Genomic DNA, 15,867 nt, shown 5'->3' with positions numbered 1-15,867 from the left:
CCACCACGTCTCCTGAGAGGAGCGCACCGTGCCCCCCACCGACGCCGGCGCCGGAACCGGCCCCGTCCCGGCCCCGCCGGACGGCACCACTCGCCGCGCGGCCACCGAAGGGCCCCGGAACTCCCTTTTCGGACGGCTCACCGTCGAGGACGAGGACCCGGACAGCGAGGACACGCTGGAGCTGTGCCTGCCCGCGCAGTTCGTCGCCCTCCGCGCCGGGGCGACGACCGGTCTCCTCGGCCGACTCGCCGCGTGGGGCTCGGTGGTGACCCCGGCCGGCTCCTTCCGGCTGATGCCCGTACGCATTGATCAGGACCTCTCGCTCGTCCACCGCTGGATGAACGACCCCGCCGTCGCCGAGTTCTGGGAGCTGGCCGGGCCCCGGATCCGGACGGAGCACCACCTGAGGGCACAGCTCCACGGCGACGGGCGCAGCGTGCCGTGCCTCGGCGTACTCGACGGCACCCCGATGAGCTACTGGGAGATCTACCGTGCCGACCTGGATCCGCTGGCCCGTCACTATCCGGCCTGTCCGCACGACACCGGGATCCACCTCCTCGTCGGTGACGCCGCCGACCGGGGACGAGGACTGGGCTCCGTCCTGCTCCGAGCCGTGGCCGACCTGATCCTCGACCGGCGTTCCCCGTGCGCACGTGTCCTCGCGGAACCCGACCTTCGCAACACCCCCTCCGTCGCCGCGTTCCTGAGCGCGGGCTTCCGGTTCGCGGCGGAGGTCGACCTGCCCGGCAAGCGGGCCGCCCTCATGATTTGGGACCGTGTCCTGCGCGATGTCATGTAGCACCTTGTGACTGAGCGCTCACGGATAGATACGAGCGGGGAGTCCGTGGTGTTCCCGTATCCGAGAGAAAGTTCTTGGCCGAGTCGCCCGAGCCGTACTGCCGCGCCCCGGGGCCGACCACCGGCCCGCACCTGCCCCAGCCGGACGAACAGGTCGCGACCAGCAGCCCGGGCCCGCCCCACTGCGGCGCACAGCCCCCGAGCCCAGTCCCACCCCACCGCCACCAGAACCCCAGCCCACCCAGGAGCCCCGCCCGTGAGCCCTCCCCCTGCCCCCGTAACGACCCCCCGTTTGTCAGTGCAGGGTCGTAGGGTGGTCAGGCTATGACGAAGCCCTCCCTCCCCGAACTCCTGCATGCCGCCGTCGCCGCCGTCGGCGGTGCGGAGCGCCCCGGCCAGGTGACCATGGCCGAAGCGGTCGCCGAGGCGATCGACGACGGATCCCACCTGCTGGTCCAGGCCGGCACCGGCACCGGAAAGTCGCTCGGCTATCTCGTCCCCGCGCTCGCGCACGGAGAACGGGTGGTGGTCGCGACGGCCACACTCGCCCTCCAGCGCCAGCTCGTCGAGCGGGATCTGCCGCGCACCGTCGACGCCCTGCACCCGCTGCTGCGCCGACGCCCGGAGTTCGCGATGCTCAAGGGCCGGTCGAACTACCTGTGCCTGCACCGCTTGCACGAGGGCATGCCGCAGGACGAGGAGGAGGGGCTCTTCGACCAGTTCGAGGCCGCGGCGCCCACCAGCAAGCTGGGCCAGGACCTGCTGAGACTGCGGGACTGGGCCGACGAGACGGAGAGCGGCGACCGGGACGATCTCACCCCGGGCGTCTCGGACCGTGCCTGGACCCAGGTCTCGGTGTCGTCGCGGGAGTGCCTGGGCGCGTCGAAGTGCGCGTACGGCGCCGAGTGCTTCGCGGAGATGGCCCGTGAGCGGGCGAAACTCGCCGAGGTGGTGGTCACGAACCACGCGCTCCTGGCCATCGACGCCATCGAGGGCGCCCCGGTGCTGCCCCAGCACGAGGTGCTGATCGTGGACGAGGCGCATGAACTCGTCTCCCGCGTCACGGGCGTCGCCACCGGCGAACTCACGCCCGGGCAGGTCAACCGCGCGGTGCGTCGTGCCGCCAAGTTGGTCAACGAGAAGGCCGCCGATCAGCTCCAGACCGCCGCCGAGGGCTTCGAGCGGCTCATGGAACTCGCGCTGCCGGGCCGCCTGGAGGAGATCCCGGAGGACCTCGGCTATGCCCTGATGGCGCTGCGGGACGCGGCCCGCACGGTGATCTCCGCGATCGGCGCGACGCGCGACAAGTCCGTCCAGGACGAGGACGCCGTCCGCAAACAGGCGCTGGCCTCGGTGGAGACGGTGCACGACGTGGCGGAGCGGGTCGTGAACGGCTCGGAGTGGGACGTCGTCTGGTACGAGCGGCACGACCGTTTCGGCGCGTCCCTCCGGGTCGCCCCCATGTCGGTCTCCGGCCTGCTCAGGGAGAAGCTGTTCGCCGACCGGACCGTGGTCCTCACCTCGGCGACGCTCAAGCTGGGCGGCGACTTCAACGGCGTCGGCGCCTCCCTGGGGCTCGGCCCGGAAGGGGCGGAGGGCGAGGACCTGCCGAAGTGGAAGGGCGTCGATGTCGGCTCGCCCTTCGACTACCGCAAGCAGGGCATCCTCTACGTCGCCAAGCACCTGGCGCGCCCGGCACGCGACGGCGAGCGCTCCGACATGCTGGACGAGCTGACCGAGCTGATCCAGGCGGCCGGCGGGCGCACCCTCGGCCTGTTCTCGTCCATGCGGGCCGCCCAGCTCGCCGCGGAGGAGCTGCGGACCCGGATCCCGGAGTTCCCGATCCTGCTGCAGGGTGAGGAGACGCTCGGTGAACTGATCAAGAACTTCGCGGCCGACCCGAAGACGTGCCTCTTCGGAACGCTGTCGCTGTGGCAGGGCGTCGACGTCCCGGGCCCCAGCTGCCAGCTGGTCGTCATGGACAAGATCCCGTTCCCGCGGCCCGACGATCCGCTGATGAGCGCGCGCCAGAAGGCGGTGGAGGAGGCGGGGGGCAACGGGTTCATGGCGGTGGCGGCGACCCACGCGGCCCTGCTCATGGCACAGGGCGCCGGCCGTCTCGTCCGGGCGTCCGGCGACCGGGGTGTGGTCGCCGTACTGGACCAGCGGTTGGCCACCGCGCGCTACGGCGGCTATCTGAAGGCGTCCCTGCCGGACTTCTGGTACACCACGGACCGCAATCAGGTCCGCAGGTCGCTCGCGGCGATCGACGCGGTGGCCCAGCAGGCGGAGGCGGAGCCGGCGGCCGCCAAATGATCGCGGGGTAGCCCGGCCGGTGCCGGCCCGGCTACCCCGTGGTGCGCCCGGATTCCACGGCCGCCCGTGAACACGGGGCCGCCGGGCCCAGGGCCTCGGACGGACATACGCCGGGGACCCGGAGATATGCAGGGCCCCGGAACCGGCGCAGGGGTTCCGGGGCCCGGTCAGGGAGCGGACGGGCCGACCCGCCCGCCGCGGCCGTCACACGCGGCGCAGTACGGCGACGACCTTGCCGAGGATGGTCGCGTCATCGCCGGGGATCGGCTCGTAGGCCGCGTTGTGCGGGAGGAGCCATACGTGGCCGTCCTCGCGCTTGAAGCGCTTGACGGTGGCCTCGCCGTCGAGCATGGCGGCGACGATGTCGCCGTTCTCCGCGACCGGCTGGCGGCGGACGGTGACCCAGTCGCCGTCGCAGATCGCGGCCTCGATCATCGAGTCGCCGACGACCTTGAGGACGAACAGTTCACCGTCGCCGACGAGCTGGCGGGGGAGCGGGAAGACGTCCTCGACGGACTCCTCCGCGAGGATCGGACCACCGGCGGCGATGCGGCCGACCAGCGGGACGTACGACGCGGCGGGCTTGCCGGCGGTGTCCGTGGGCTGCACGGTGACGGCCTGGTCGGATCCGCGCACCTCGTACGCGCGCGGGCGGTGCGGGTCACGGCGCAGGAAGCCCTTGCGCTCCAGCGCCATCAGCTGGTGGGCGACCGAGGACGTGCTGGAGAGGCCGACGGCCTGGCCGATCTCCCGCATCGACGGCGGGTAACCGCGCCGCTGTACGGAGTCCCTGATGACCTCGATCACCCGGCGCTGCCGGTCGGTGAGGCCGGAGCTGTCCGCCCGGATGCCTGGAGGTCGGCCCGGCAGGGAGCGCTTGGGTCCCTCGGGATTCGTGGCTTCGTTCATCGCGTGTACCGGCTCGACTCGGCCCAAGGAGCGGTCCTGGGCGGTGATGGTGGCACTGTCTGCGGTGGTGGTCACGTCGGCCCCTCTCGATGGTCTCCCTGCTGGACAACGGTAGTTGCTTTCGAAAGGTTGCGCCAAACACACGTTCGAGTGAAAAAGTGCGTTTTGCCTGACGCGATCACGTGCCTGGGTGTATTGCTAACGCGACACTTGGCGGACAAAAGCGCCCATTGTTGTACTCTTCACCGCCGGGGTGCGGTGGCCTCGTGGGCCGGGCCCCAGTCTGCCATCCGGAATCCCGCAGTCCGGGAGCCGGGGGCCTTTCTGCGCGGGAGTGCCACGCCTCCTCCCTGTGGCGCCCACCGTATCCCCGTGAGCGTCGCGGGAACACTGCCCGGCGCCCGCGTGTCCTTGCGCCGGTCGCCGGCGACGCTCGGGGCCGCCCTTGTGGCGCGACACGCGACTCTGCCTCGCTGTATGAGCCAATCCCTACATCTAGTGGTTGGATGGCTACCGCGACCCAGAAGTTGTGGTCCCCCGGGTCCTAGACGCCTTGGCGATCGCCTATGCTTAGGGCTGCTTCGCGGGGCCTTTGGGTCCTGTGAGGCCGACGTGTCTGCTGTGAGGAGGGTTGGAGAACATGCACTGTCCCTTCTGCAGGCATCCCGACAGCCGTGTGGTCGACAGCCGTACGACCGACGACGGCACGTCCATCCGCAGGCGCCGCCAGTGCCCCGACTGCTCCCGTCGTTTCACGACCGTGGAGACGTGCTCGCTCATGGTGGTCAAGCGGTCGGGGGTCACCGAGCCCTTCAGCCGCACCAAGATCATCAATGGTGTGCGCAAGGCGTGCCAGGGACGACCTGTCACCGAGGACGCGCTGGCCCAGCTCGGCCAGCGGGTCGAGGAGGCGGTGCGTGCGACCGGCAGCGCCGAGCTGACCACCCACGACGTGGGCCTGGCCATACTCGGCCCGTTGCAGGAGCTCGACCTCGTCGCCTATCTGCGGTTCGCCTCCGTCTACCGGGCGTTCGACTCGCTCGACGACTTCGAGGCCGCCATCGCGGAGCTGAGGGAGGCGACGGGAGGCCCCGCCGCGAACGGCGAGGACGCGGGAGCGGGGAGCCAGGAAGACGATCGCGGGACCGACGGGGCCACTCAGGTCCCCGTGCCCGCGCGCGCCGCCGACTGACCGGAGGGCCGGAAACCGGGAGGAGAGCCGGGTTCCGGCCGGGAGGCGGCGAACGAAGACCTGTTGCGGGTGACAGCTGAGGGCGCCCGCAACGCATGACAGAAACACGTGCTCATCGGAACAAATGGGCACTTCAGGGCGTTTTTGCCCGTACAGGGAGGCGGCATGACAGAGACGGCGAGCGGTCCGGCACGAGGTTCCCGAGCCAAGGGCACCAAGGCCACCAGGGGACTGCGTATCGAGCGCATCCACACCACGCCCGGAGTGCACCCGTACGACGAGGTGTCGTGGGAACGCCGTGACGTCGTCATGACCAACTGGCGCGACGGCTCGGTCAACTTCGAGCAGCGTGGCGTCGAGTTTCCCGACTTCTGGTCGGTGAACGCGGTCAACATCGTCACCAGCAAGTACTTCCGGGGAGCCGTCGGCACCCCGCAGCGCGAGACCAGCCTCAAGCAGCTGATCGACCGCATCGTGAAGACGTACCGGAAGGCCGGTGAGGACTACAAGTACTTCGCCTCGCCCGCCGACGCCGAGATCTTCGAGCACGAGCTGGCGTACGCCCTCCTGCACCAGATCTTCAGCTTCAACAGTCCCGTCTGGTTCAACGTCGGGACCCCGCAGCCCCAGCAGGTCTCCGCCTGCTTCATCCTGTCCGTCGACGACTCCATGGAGTCGATCCTCGACTGGTACAAGGAAGAGGGCATGATCTTCAAGGGCGGCTCCGGTGCCGGCCTGAACCTCTCCCGCATCCGCTCCTCCAAGGAGCTGCTCTCCTCCGGCGGCAACGCCTCCGGCCCGGTCTCCTTCATGCGCGGCGCCGACGCCTCCGCCGGCACCATCAAGTCCGGTGGTGCCACCCGCCGCGCCGCCAAGATGGTCGTGCTCGACGTCGACCACCCCGACATCGAGGACTTCATCGAGACCAAGGTCAAGGAGGAGGAGAAGATCCGCGTCCTGCGGGACGCGGGCTTCGACATGGACCTGGGCGGCGACGACATCACGTCCGTCCAGTACCAGAACGCCAACAACTCGGTCCGCGTGAACGACGAGTTCATGCAGGCGGTCGAGAACGGCGGCAAGTTCGGCCTGCGCGCCCGTATGACCGGTGAGGTCATCGAAGAGGTCGAGGCCAAGGCCCTGTTCCGCAAGATCGCCGAGGCCGCCTGGGCCTGCGCCGACCCGGGCATCCAGTACGACGACACCATCAACAACTGGCACACCTGCCCCGAGTCCGGCCGGATCACCGCGTCGAACCCGTGCAGCGAGTACATGCACCTGGACAACACGTCCTGCAACCTGGCCTCGCTGAACCTCATGAAGTTCCTGAAGGACGACAGCAAGGGCAACCAGTCCTTCGAGACCGAGCGCTTCCAGAAGGTCGTCGAGCTGGTCATCACCGCGATGGACATCTCGATCTGCTTCGCGGACTTCCCGACCGAGAAGATCGGCGAGAACACGCGCGCGTTCCGCCAGCTCGGCATCGGCTACGCCAACCTCGGCGCCCTGCTGATGGCCACCGGCCACGCCTACGACTCCGACGGCGGCCGCGCCCTGGCCGGCGCCATCACCTCCCTGATGACGGGCACGGCCTACCGCCGCTCCGCCGAGCTGGCCGCGGTCGTCGGCACCTACGACGGCTACGCCCGCAACGCCGACGCCCACAACCGCGTCATGAAGCAGCACGCCGACGCCAACGGCACGGCCGTCCGCATGGACGACCTGGACACCCCGGTGTGGGCCGCCGCCACGGAGGCCTGGCAGGACGTCCTGCGCCTCGGCGAGAAGAACGGTTTCCGTAACTCCCAGGCGTCCGTCCTCGCGCCGACCGGCACCATCGGCCTGGCGATGTCCTGCGACACCACCGGTGTCGAGCCCGACCTCGCCCTGGTGAAGTTCAAGAAGCTGGTCGGCGGCGGCTCGATGCAGATCGTCAACGGCACCGTCCCGCAGGCACTGCGCCGCCTGGGCTACCAGGAGGAGCAGATCGAGGCGATCGTCGCCCACATCGCCGAGCACGGCAACGTGATCGACGCCCCCGGCCTCAAGCAGGAGCACTACGAGGTGTTCGACTGCGCCATGGGCGAGCGCGCCATCTCCCCGATGGGCCACGTCCGCATGATGGCCGCGATCCAGCCGTGGATCTCCGGCGCCATCTCCAAGACGGTCAACATGCCGGAGACGGCGACCGTCGAGGAGGTCGAGGAGATCTACTTCGAGGCCTGGAAGCTGGGCGTCAAGGCGCTCGCGATCTACCGCGACAACTGCAAGGTCGGCCAGCCGCTCTCCGCGAAGACCAAGGAGAAGGAGAAGGCCGAGGTCACCGAGAAGGCCGAGGAGACCATCCGGGCCGCGGTCGAGAAGGTCGTCGAGTACCGCCCGGTCCGCAAGCGCCTCCCGAAGGGACGTCCCGGCATCACCACGTCCTTCACCGTCGGCGGCGCCGAGGGCTACATGACCGCCAACTCCTACCCGGACGACGGTCTCGGCGAGGTCTTCCTGAAGATGTCGAAGCAGGGCTCCACCCTCGCGGGCATGATGGACGCCTTCTCCATCGCCGTCTCCGTCGGCCTGCAGTACGGCGTGCCCCTGGAGACGTACGTCTCGAAGTTCACCAACATGCGCTTCGAGCCTGCCGGCATGACGGACGACCCGGACGTGCGGATGGCGCAGTCGATCGTCGACTACATCTTCCGTCGCCTGGCGCTGGACTTCCTGCCCTTCGAGACCCGCTCCGCGCTCGGCATCCACTCCGCCGAGGAGCGTCAGCGGCACCTGGAGACCGGTTCCTACGAGCCGGCCGAGGACGAGGTCGACGTCGAGGGCCTGGCCCAGTCGGCCCCGCGCGCCCAGGAGCTGAAGGCGGTCGCCACGCCGAAGGCCGAGCCCGAGGCTGCCAAGCCCGCGCCGCGGCAGGCGCACACCAGCGCCGAACTGGTGGAGATGCAGCTGGGCATCCAGGCGGACGCCCCGCTGTGCTTCTCCTGCGGTACGAAGATGCAGCGGGCCGGTTCCTGCTACATCTGCGAGGGCTGCGGCTCGACCAGCGGCTGCAGCTGATGACACGCCGTTCGTGAAGTAAGGGGCGCCGGCACGAGCCGGCGCCCCTTACCCGTAGGGCTCCCGGGGCCCTCAGGACGGCTGAGCCCTGCCCATGACCCGCGTGAAGGTGGCCGGGTCCTCGTCGAATCCCCGTACACCGGGACGGAACGTCCACTCCTGCGCGTCGTCGTCCCGGACGAACTCGGCGATCGTGGCGGCCGTCGACCCGAGGACCGACGCGAAACCGTCCTCGGCGAGCACGGTGTAACCCTCGCGGATGCGTATGGCGGGATTCAGCACCTGGGCGAACGTCTTGTGCCCGGGCCGCTGCTGGATGACGACACCCACCACCACGCGCGCGTAGCGGTCGCTGAGGCGGTCCAGCTCCAGCGTCATGACCTCGTCCCAGCCGAAGCCCTTGCCGTCCGTGCTGTCGCGGTTGAGGAGGATCGTGCCGTCCGGCGAGCGGCTGTCGAAGTGCACCAGATAGGCGGGATCCCCGTACGGGGCACCTGACAGGAACGTCGCGGCAACGATGTCCAGATCCGTCGGCGGCCGACCCGCCGGACTGGGGTCCCACTTGAGCGCGACCTCGACCTTGCGGATTCCCTTGCTGAAGCCGGTCACCAGGCCTTCCCTTCCCCCTGTGGCTCGCTCGACCCCAACTCCCCATCGGCCGGGGTTCCTTGCCGCCCATCGTCCCACGCGCGCGGGGGCGCGTGCGCGGGCGATCTCCGCCGGAGCGTGACCGACGCCACGCCCGGTGGCCTTACGATGGCGCGGTGCTGGTCAAGTGGATTCGCTGCACCGTGGTGGACCGCCGGGGGTTCGAGCGGGGACAGCGAAAATGGGCGGGGCTTCCGGGGGAGCCGGGATTTCGGGGACAGGGCGGGGGCTGGAGCCGGCAGCGGGCGGGGGTGGCGCACATCTTCACCTTCTGGGAGAGCCGTGCCTTCTACGACTCCTTCATGGCCCGCTCCCACGACCGCCTGGCCGCCGCCCAGTCCGGCACGTTCAAGGACGCGCAGGTGAAGTTGTTCGAGTACCGGTTCGACGTGAAGACGGGCTTCGAACCGCGGTTCACCGACGCCGATCTGATCCGCGTGGCCCTGTGCCGGGTCCACGAGGAGCGCGTGGAGCACTTCACGCTCATGCAGGAGAAGGTCTGGAATCCCGCGATGGCGGGTTCGCCCGGCATGATCCGCGGGATGTTCGCGGAGGCTCCCGAGCAGGAGTTCCTGATCCTGTCGATGTGGCGGTCGGCGGCCGAGCACGGGAAGTACCGCACGGAGCGTGTGGAGCGCCTCGCCCTGCGTGCCCAGACCGAGGCGGACATCGCGGCGCTCTCCGGTGACATCGTGGACCTGGAACCGTCCTGGACGGTCTGACGTGACGGTAGGCGAATTCACGCGCTCCCGGGGTAGGCGTGCGGAGGAGCGGCCCCGGAGGCGGCAGAGTGTGACATATGCCGTACAGGGGCCGTATGAGTGCTCGACTCCGCGCAGTTCGAACTAGGGTTTTGGCATGGCACGACCACGGCGCATCGTCCTTGTCCGGCACGGCGAGTCCACGGGCAACGTCGACGACTCCGTGTACGAGCGCGAGCCCGACCACGCCCTCGCGCTGACCGAGCGCGGCTGGCGGCAGGCCGAGGAGACCGGCAAGCGGCTCCGCGAGGTCTTCGGCCGGGAACCCGTGAGCGTGTACGTCTCGCCCTACCGCCGCACGCACGAGACCCTCCGCGCCTTCCACCTCGACCCCGACCTCATACGCGTCCGGGAGGAACCCAGACTGCGCGAGCAGGACTGGGGCAACTGGCAGGACCGCGACGACGTCCGCCTGCAGAAGGCCTACCGCGACGCGTACGGCCACTTCTTCTTCCGGTTCCCGCAGGGCGAGTCCGGCGCCGACGTGTACGACCGGGTCGGCGGCTTCCTGGAAAGCCTCTTCCGCAGCTTCGAGGCCCCCGACCACCCGCCGAACGTCCTCCTCGTGACGCACGGGCTGGCGATGCGGCTGTTCTGCATGCGTTGGTTCCACTGGACGGTCGCGGAATTCGAGTCGCTGTCCAACCCCGGGAACGCCGAGATGCGGATGCTCGTCCTCGGAGAGGACGGCAAGTACACACTCGACCGGCCCTTCGAGCGCTGGCGGAAACCGGTGCCGTACTGGGCGAACGGATAGAGTGGCAGGGCGATGACCGCTGACTCCTCTTCCCTCGTACGCCTGGAACGCGCCCTGGCGAGCCTGCGCGGACTGGCCGTGGGGGACGCGCTGGGCTCCCAGTTCTTCGTTCCCGCGAACTATCCCCTGCTGAAGCGGCGCGAGCCGCCCGCAGGCCCCTGGCAGTGGACGGACGACACCGAGATGGCCTGCTCGGTGGTCGCCGTTCTCGCCGCCCACCAGCGCATCGACCAGGACGCGCTCGCCCGCTCCTTCGCCGAGCACCACGACTTCGACCGTGGCTACGGCCCCGCGGTCAACCGCCTGCTGCGTCTCGTCCGGGAGGGTGAGGACTGGCGCGGGCTGGCCGCCGGGCTCTTCAACGGCCAGGGGTCGTGGGGCAACGGCGCGGCGATGCGGATCGCGCCTCTGGGCGCGTGGTACGCGGACGACCCCGAGCAGGCGACCCACCAGGCGGAGATCTCGGCCTACACCACGCACCAGCACCGGGAGGCCGTGGTCGGGGCCATGGCGGTGGCCGCGGCGGCGGCCATGGCGGGTTCGCCCGACGGCCCGCCGGCCCCGGCGGCACTGCTCGACGGCGTCATCGCGCTCGTCCCCAAGAGCGCGGTCGGCCAGGGGCTGCGCCGCGCCCGCGACATGCTCGACTACGCCGACGCCGCCACCGTCGCCGCTGTCCTCGGCTGCGGGCGCCGCACGACGGCCCATGACACCGTTCCCTTCGCCCTGTGGTCCGCCGCGCGTTCCCTCGGTGACTACGCATCGGCGTTCTGGACGACCGCCCAGGTCGGTGGGGACGTCGACACGACCTGCGCGATCGTGGGGGGCGTGCTGGCCGCGGGCAAGGCCGGGGCGCCGCCCGCGGAGTGGGTGCGACACACCGAGGCACTGCCGGACTGGGTCCCCACCGGAGACTGAGGGCTCCTTCGTGCCGTCGGCCTGGCGGCTGCCGCCGGTTTCACGGCCCTGATCGGAGACTCTCCGTGCACGCCGGGAACTGTGCGTGACCACCGTCCGTTCTTCCGGCATGCGTCGTCCGCCGGCCGCCTCGTTCCTGGTCGGGCTGGCGGGCGGTGCCGTGACCGTGACGACGAGGGACGGAGGGTGGGAGATGACGTTCGCCGTGCCGGCTCCGGTGCCGGTGCCGGTGCCGAAGGTGGTGCGGGCACTGTCCTTCCTGCTTCTCGGCTTGTGCGGGGTGCTGGTGGCCGTGGTGCGGCCGACCGGATCCTCACGTCCGCCGTCGGTCCCCTGGCGACGGTCCGGTCGGCCGCGGCATCGCGCGGCCCGCCCCGGATCAGCCGAGGTGCGGCCCCGCCGTCCCCGCGAGCGCGTCGAGGTCGCCCTTGCGGACCCTGAGCACCAGCCAAGCGGTGAGGAAGGCGAGGGCGGCCATCGCCGCGGCCGGTATGAAGGCCGTGGAGATGCCGTGGGCGAGCACCTCGTGACCCCAGGGCGCGGGCAGTTGGTGCGTCTTGGCGAACTCCGCCTTCTGCTCCGGCGAGGCGTCGGCGAGGAACTTCGGCAGCTGCCTCTCCGCCTCGTCGGTGCTGGCCGATCCGAAGACGGTGGTCAGGATGGACAGCCCGAGCGAACCGCCGACCTGCTGCATGGCGTTGAGGAGCCCGGAAGCCGCTCCCGCCTCGTGCGGGGCGACACCCGACACGGCGGTGACGGTGGCCGTCACGAAGTTCAGGCCCATGCCGAAGCCGAACACCAGCATGGGACCCAGCACTCCGCCGACGTACGTGCTCTCGGGCCGGATGAACGTCTGCCAGACCAGCCCGGCGACCACCAACGCCGAACCGCCCATCATGAACGGCTTGGGACCGAGCACCGGCAGGAGGCGCTGGGACAGGCCCGCCCCCACGGCGATCGCGGCGGTCACGGGAAGAAAGGCGAGGCCGGCCTTGATGGCGCTGTAGCCGAGCACGTTCTGCACGAACAGCACGATGTAGAAGAACATGCCGAACATCGCCGCGGCCAGGCTCAGCATGATCACGTACGTGCCCCAGCGGTTCCGGTCGGCGAACATCCTGAGCGGGGTGATCGGCTCCTTCGCCCGCATCTCGGTGAAGACGAAGGCGAACAGGAGGACCACGGCCGCGCCGAAGGAGCCCAGGGTGAGGCCGTCCCGCCAGCCGTTCTCGGCGGCACGTATGAACCCGTACACCAGCGACGCCATGCCGAGCGTGGACGTCAGCGCACCGGTGAGGTCGAAGCGCCCGGGGTGACGCTCGGACTCGTTGATGTACAGCGGTGCCAGCGAGGCGATCAGCACACCGATGGGCACGTTGACGAACAGCACCCACCGCCAGTCGAGCCAGTCGGTGAGCATGCCACCCGCGAGCAGGCCGATGGCACCACCGCCGGCGGAGACGGCGGCGAAGACTCCGAAGGCCCGGTTCCGCTCCGGACCCTCGGGGAACGTCGTGGTGATCAGCGCCAGCGACGTGGGCGAGGCGATCGCGCCACCCACGCCCTGCAGGGCCCGTGCGGCCAGCAACTGCCAGGGTTCCTGGGCCAGCCCGCCCAGCAGCGACGCGAAGGTGAACAGCAGGATGCCGGCCATGAACACCCTGCGACGGCCGAGGATGTCACCGGCTCGTGCGCCGAGCAGCAGCAGGCCGCCGAACGTGAGCGTGTAGGCGCTGACGACCCAGGTCAGGTCGGTGGTGCTGAACTTGAGGGCCTCTTGAATGTGCGGGAGTGCGATATTCACAATCGTCGCGTCGAGTACCACCATGAGTTGGCAGGCCGCGATGACGGTGAGTGCGATGCCGGGATGCCCCTCCCGGCGGGCCACGCCCGGTTTCTGATCGTCTTTGAGCAGCTGAGAGGTCGTCACTATGGGTCCCCCATAAAGGCTCTAGTGAACGCTCGCGTTCACTTTGGGTCCACGGTAGTGAGTCCCCGACAGTGAACGCAAGCGTTCACTTAATCGAGCGCCGCGTCCCGCGTCCCCCTGTTGCTGCGGCACGGCGCCCTCCCCCCGGAACCCCCGCTTCCCTTGATGTTGGAGAAACTCAGATGGTTACCTCGCGCTGGACGGCCGCCCCTGACCGGACGGCTTCCCCTCGTCGGCGCGGTGCGGTGCTGGAGCGCGCGATCCTGGACGCCACTCTGGAGCAGCTCAGCACGGTCGGCTGGAAGGGGCTGACCATGGAGGGCGTCGCCGCCGGCGCCCAGACCGGTAAGGCCGCGGTCTACCGTCGCTGGCCCTCCAAGGAAGATCTGGTCGCCGACGCCCTGGTGTCCGGACTGCCCCGGGTCGAGAAGGCCCCGGACCTCGGAAGCGTGCGCGAGGACCTGCTCACCCTGTGCCGGCAGGTACGGCAGATCATGTTCTCGCGGCCCGGGCTCGCGCTGCGTTCAGTGATTCACGAGTGCGACCATGTGCAAGTGGAACGCTTCGAGGGCGTGATCGTCGGCACCGTGGTGGAGCCGACCGTCAAGCTGCTCCGGGACGTCATCACACGTGGAATAGAGCGAGGAGAGGTCCGCCCGGACGCGGCCAACGGGTACGTCTTCGACGCCATTCCGGCCATGATGATGTATCGGTCGAAGATGTGCGCCAGTGAATGGAGCGACCAGGATCTGGAAGAGATGATCGACCAGTTGATGCTTCCGCTGCTGCGGCCCTACGCGACCTGACCCGCCGCGTCCGCGCTTGCGGAGCCGGCCGGACGACCGGGGTGTCGCGAGGCGATCCAGGCGGCGTACGCTAAGGGCGCCATGCCGTACGAACCACCTACTCACACCGTCGAGCGCTCCCTGCGCGCCACGACCGGAGCGAAGGTCATTGCCGGTGTCGACGAGGTGGGGCGCGGCGCCTGGGCCGGGCCCGTCACCGTCTGCGCGGCGATCACCGGACTCCGCCGCCCACCCGAGGGGCTGACCGACTCCAAACTGCTGACGATCAAGCGCCGAACGGAACTCGCTTCGATCCTGCGGTCATGGGTGACGGCCTACGCGCTGGGGCATGCTTCCCCGGAGGAGATCGACGACCTGGGGATGACGGCCGCGCTGCGGCTCGCCGCGGTCCGCGCTCTGGATGCCCTGCCGGTCCGCCCCGACGCCGTGATCCTCGACGGGAAGCACGACTACCTCGGCGACCCCTGGCAGGTGCGCACGGTGATCAAGGGTGATCGGTCGTGTGTCGCCGTCGCTGCGGCGTCGGTGATCGCCAAGGTCCAGCGCGACAAAATGATGGCCGAACTGGGTAGCGACCATGCAGACTTCGGATTCGCGGACAACGCCGGGTATCCGTCGCCCGTGCACAAGGCCGCACTGGAGGAGTGGGGGCCCACCCCGCACCACCGATTGTCGTGGGCGTATCTTGATGCGTTGCCTCAGTGGCGGCACCTCAAGAAGGTCCGCAGCTGGGCGGACGGAAGCGTTCCGGAAATCGAGGGTCAGCTCGTTCTCGATTTCTGACGGTTCCGATCGCACTGATGTGCCACCCGGTCATCCGCGCCGCACCAACGTTTGATAAATATCAGCTCATGCCTCTCATTCCCGAGGAGCCTCAGATTCACGAGAGTGCCCAGGGTCCCCGCGCCACCCCGGCCAGCGGCCGTACCGCGCCGACCCCCCGCCCCGTACCCGGCCCCCGCCCCGCGGCTCCGTCCCGCCCCGGTCGTCCCGGCCCTCTGCGGCCCACGCCGCCGGTGCAGCGCACGCCGCGTGACGTGGCTCCGGCCAAGCCCGGCCCCTCCGGCCCGGCCACTCCCACCGCCACCGCGGCGAGCCCGCAGATCCAGCTGATCCCGGCCTCGGCCGAGGGCGCGCTCGACGCCGCCGAGGAGGCCGTGGACCTTCTCCTGGACTCGGGCCGCGCCCCCGGCGACGTGCTCGTGATCACCACTGGTGCCCAGCACCCGTGGGCCGAGCACGAGCTGTCCTTCGGCGAGACGTCCTACTGGGCGCAGCATGACGCCGGTGACGACGTCTTCTACGCGGATGCCGCCGTCGCCTCCCGTGCCGCGACCCGCCCGGTGGTGGTCGTGGCCGTCAACGGAGGACCCGCCTCCGCCGCTGCCACCGCCCTTCCGCTGGCCCACTCCCGGGCCGACGCCCTGCTGATCGTCTGCGGCGACCCGCAGCAGATCAACTCGGTGCTGGGCGCCGGCGTCTGAGCCGCGCCCGGCACCCCGGGGCACCGGGGTGCCGAGGGGGCCGCTCCGGCGGAATCCGCACGGTGCGGCTTTTGGCGTGCCCGCGTGCGGACGGCGGCAGCGCCGGAAGCGGCGTGTTGCCTGGTGCCTGGGCGCGTGGGTCGAGGCCGAGGCGACCGTGCCGGGTTGTTCTCGGAGTTGGTCTGGCCGGAGGAAATCTTCTGTTCCCCGGACCAGCGCGTGCGTTCGCGCGTGTCCTCGGCACCCCTCGCGACAGACGGCGGCTCGGCTCGGGCCACCAGGGCCTGG

At 70.0% G+C, this 15,867-nt stretch carries 13 protein-coding genes; 10 read left to right on the top strand and 3 right to left on the bottom strand.

The annotated features are described in order from the left end of the window. The first annotated feature begins 28 nt into the window (after window positions 1-28). Window positions 29-799: a GNAT family N-acetyltransferase gene (locus AB0946_RS29460; RefSeq protein WP_366763694.1), complete on the top strand. Its 771-nt coding sequence runs from the start codon at window positions 29-31 to the stop codon at window positions 797-799. A 323-nt stretch (window positions 800-1,122) separates the two neighbouring features. Continuing rightward, the gene (locus AB0946_RS29455) at window positions 1,123-3,114 is read left to right on the top strand and encodes an ATP-dependent DNA helicase (RefSeq protein ID WP_366763693.1); all 1,992 of its coding nucleotides are present in this window, start codon (window positions 1,123-1,125) and stop codon (window positions 3,112-3,114) included. Window positions 3,115-3,318: 204 nt separating this feature from the next. Here the strand turns inward: AB0946_RS29455 and lexA are convergent, their stop codons facing one another. Beyond that, a complete protein-coding gene (lexA, locus tag AB0946_RS29450) occupies window positions 3,319-4,098 on the bottom strand; it encodes a transcriptional repressor LexA (protein WP_225808402.1) in 780 nt (259 codons plus the stop codon). Window positions 4,099-4,663: 565 nt separating this feature from the next. On the opposite strand from lexA, the gene nrdR reads away from it, so the two are divergent. Both nrdR and AB0946_RS29440 read left to right on the top strand, forming a co-directional pair. Continuing rightward, window positions 4,664-5,215 (top strand): transcriptional regulator NrdR, encoded by a 552-nt coding sequence (gene nrdR / locus AB0946_RS29445; RefSeq protein WP_366763692.1) that lies wholly within the window; start codon window positions 4,664-4,666, stop codon window positions 5,213-5,215. A gap of 165 nt (window positions 5,216-5,380) precedes the next feature. Continuing rightward, window positions 5,381-8,275: a vitamin B12-dependent ribonucleotide reductase gene (locus AB0946_RS29440; protein WP_366763691.1), complete on the top strand. Its 2,895-nt coding sequence runs from the start codon at window positions 5,381-5,383 to the stop codon at window positions 8,273-8,275. A gap of 72 nt (window positions 8,276-8,347) precedes the next feature. Here the strand turns inward: AB0946_RS29440 and AB0946_RS29435 are convergent, their stop codons facing one another. Then, a complete protein-coding gene (locus tag AB0946_RS29435) occupies window positions 8,348-8,884 on the bottom strand; it encodes a TerD family protein (protein ID WP_366763690.1) in 537 nt (178 codons plus the stop codon). Between the two features lie 155 nt (window positions 8,885-9,039). Between AB0946_RS29435 and AB0946_RS29430 the strand changes: the two genes are divergently transcribed. The 3 genes from AB0946_RS29430 (at window position 9,040) to AB0946_RS29420 (ending at window position 11,359) form a co-directional block, all read left to right on the top strand. After that, the gene (locus tag AB0946_RS29430; RefSeq protein ID WP_171152245.1) at window positions 9,040-9,645 is read left to right on the top strand and encodes a YdbC family protein; all 606 of its coding nucleotides are present in this window, start codon (window positions 9,040-9,042) and stop codon (window positions 9,643-9,645) included. Window positions 9,646-9,781: 136 nt separating this feature from the next. Next, window positions 9,782-10,441, top strand: a complete 660-nt coding sequence (locus AB0946_RS29425) for a histidine phosphatase family protein (RefSeq protein WP_366763689.1) — start codon at window positions 9,782-9,784, stop codon at window positions 10,439-10,441. Window positions 10,442-10,453: 12 nt separating this feature from the next. Continuing rightward, a complete protein-coding gene (locus AB0946_RS29420) occupies window positions 10,454-11,359 on the top strand; it encodes an ADP-ribosylglycohydrolase family protein (RefSeq protein WP_366763688.1) in 906 nt (301 codons plus the stop codon). A gap of 379 nt (window positions 11,360-11,738) precedes the next feature. Here AB0946_RS29420 and AB0946_RS29415 read toward each other — a convergent pair whose 3' ends face one another. Next, the gene (locus tag AB0946_RS29415; RefSeq protein WP_366763687.1) at window positions 11,739-13,289 is read right to left on the bottom strand and encodes an MFS transporter; all 1,551 of its coding nucleotides are present in this window, start codon (window positions 13,287-13,289) and stop codon (window positions 11,739-11,741) included. 182 nt (window positions 13,290-13,471) lie between these two features. Between AB0946_RS29415 and AB0946_RS29410 the strand changes: the two genes are divergently transcribed. The 3 genes from AB0946_RS29410 (at window position 13,472) to AB0946_RS29400 (ending at window position 15,579) form a co-directional block, all read left to right on the top strand. Next, complete coding sequence (locus AB0946_RS29410; protein WP_366763686.1) at window positions 13,472-14,095, top strand: TetR/AcrR family transcriptional regulator; 624 nt, start codon at window positions 13,472-13,474, stop codon at window positions 14,093-14,095. An 81-nt stretch (window positions 14,096-14,176) separates the two neighbouring features. Next, the gene (locus tag AB0946_RS29405; protein ID WP_366763685.1) at window positions 14,177-14,878 is read left to right on the top strand and encodes a ribonuclease HII; all 702 of its coding nucleotides are present in this window, start codon (window positions 14,177-14,179) and stop codon (window positions 14,876-14,878) included. Window positions 14,879-14,946: 68 nt separating this feature from the next. Further along, complete coding sequence (locus AB0946_RS29400) at window positions 14,947-15,579, top strand: hypothetical protein (RefSeq protein WP_366763684.1); 633 nt, start codon at window positions 14,947-14,949, stop codon at window positions 15,577-15,579. The last annotated feature ends 288 nt before the right edge of the window (window positions 15,580-15,867 follow it).

It is taken from the genome of Streptomyces sp. NPDC046870 (genome assembly GCF_040704595.1).
Taxonomy (GTDB): domain Bacteria; phylum Actinomycetota; class Actinomycetes; order Streptomycetales; family Streptomycetaceae; genus Streptomyces; species Streptomyces argyrophylli.
This window is presented reverse-complemented; position numbering and strand designations above follow the sequence as displayed.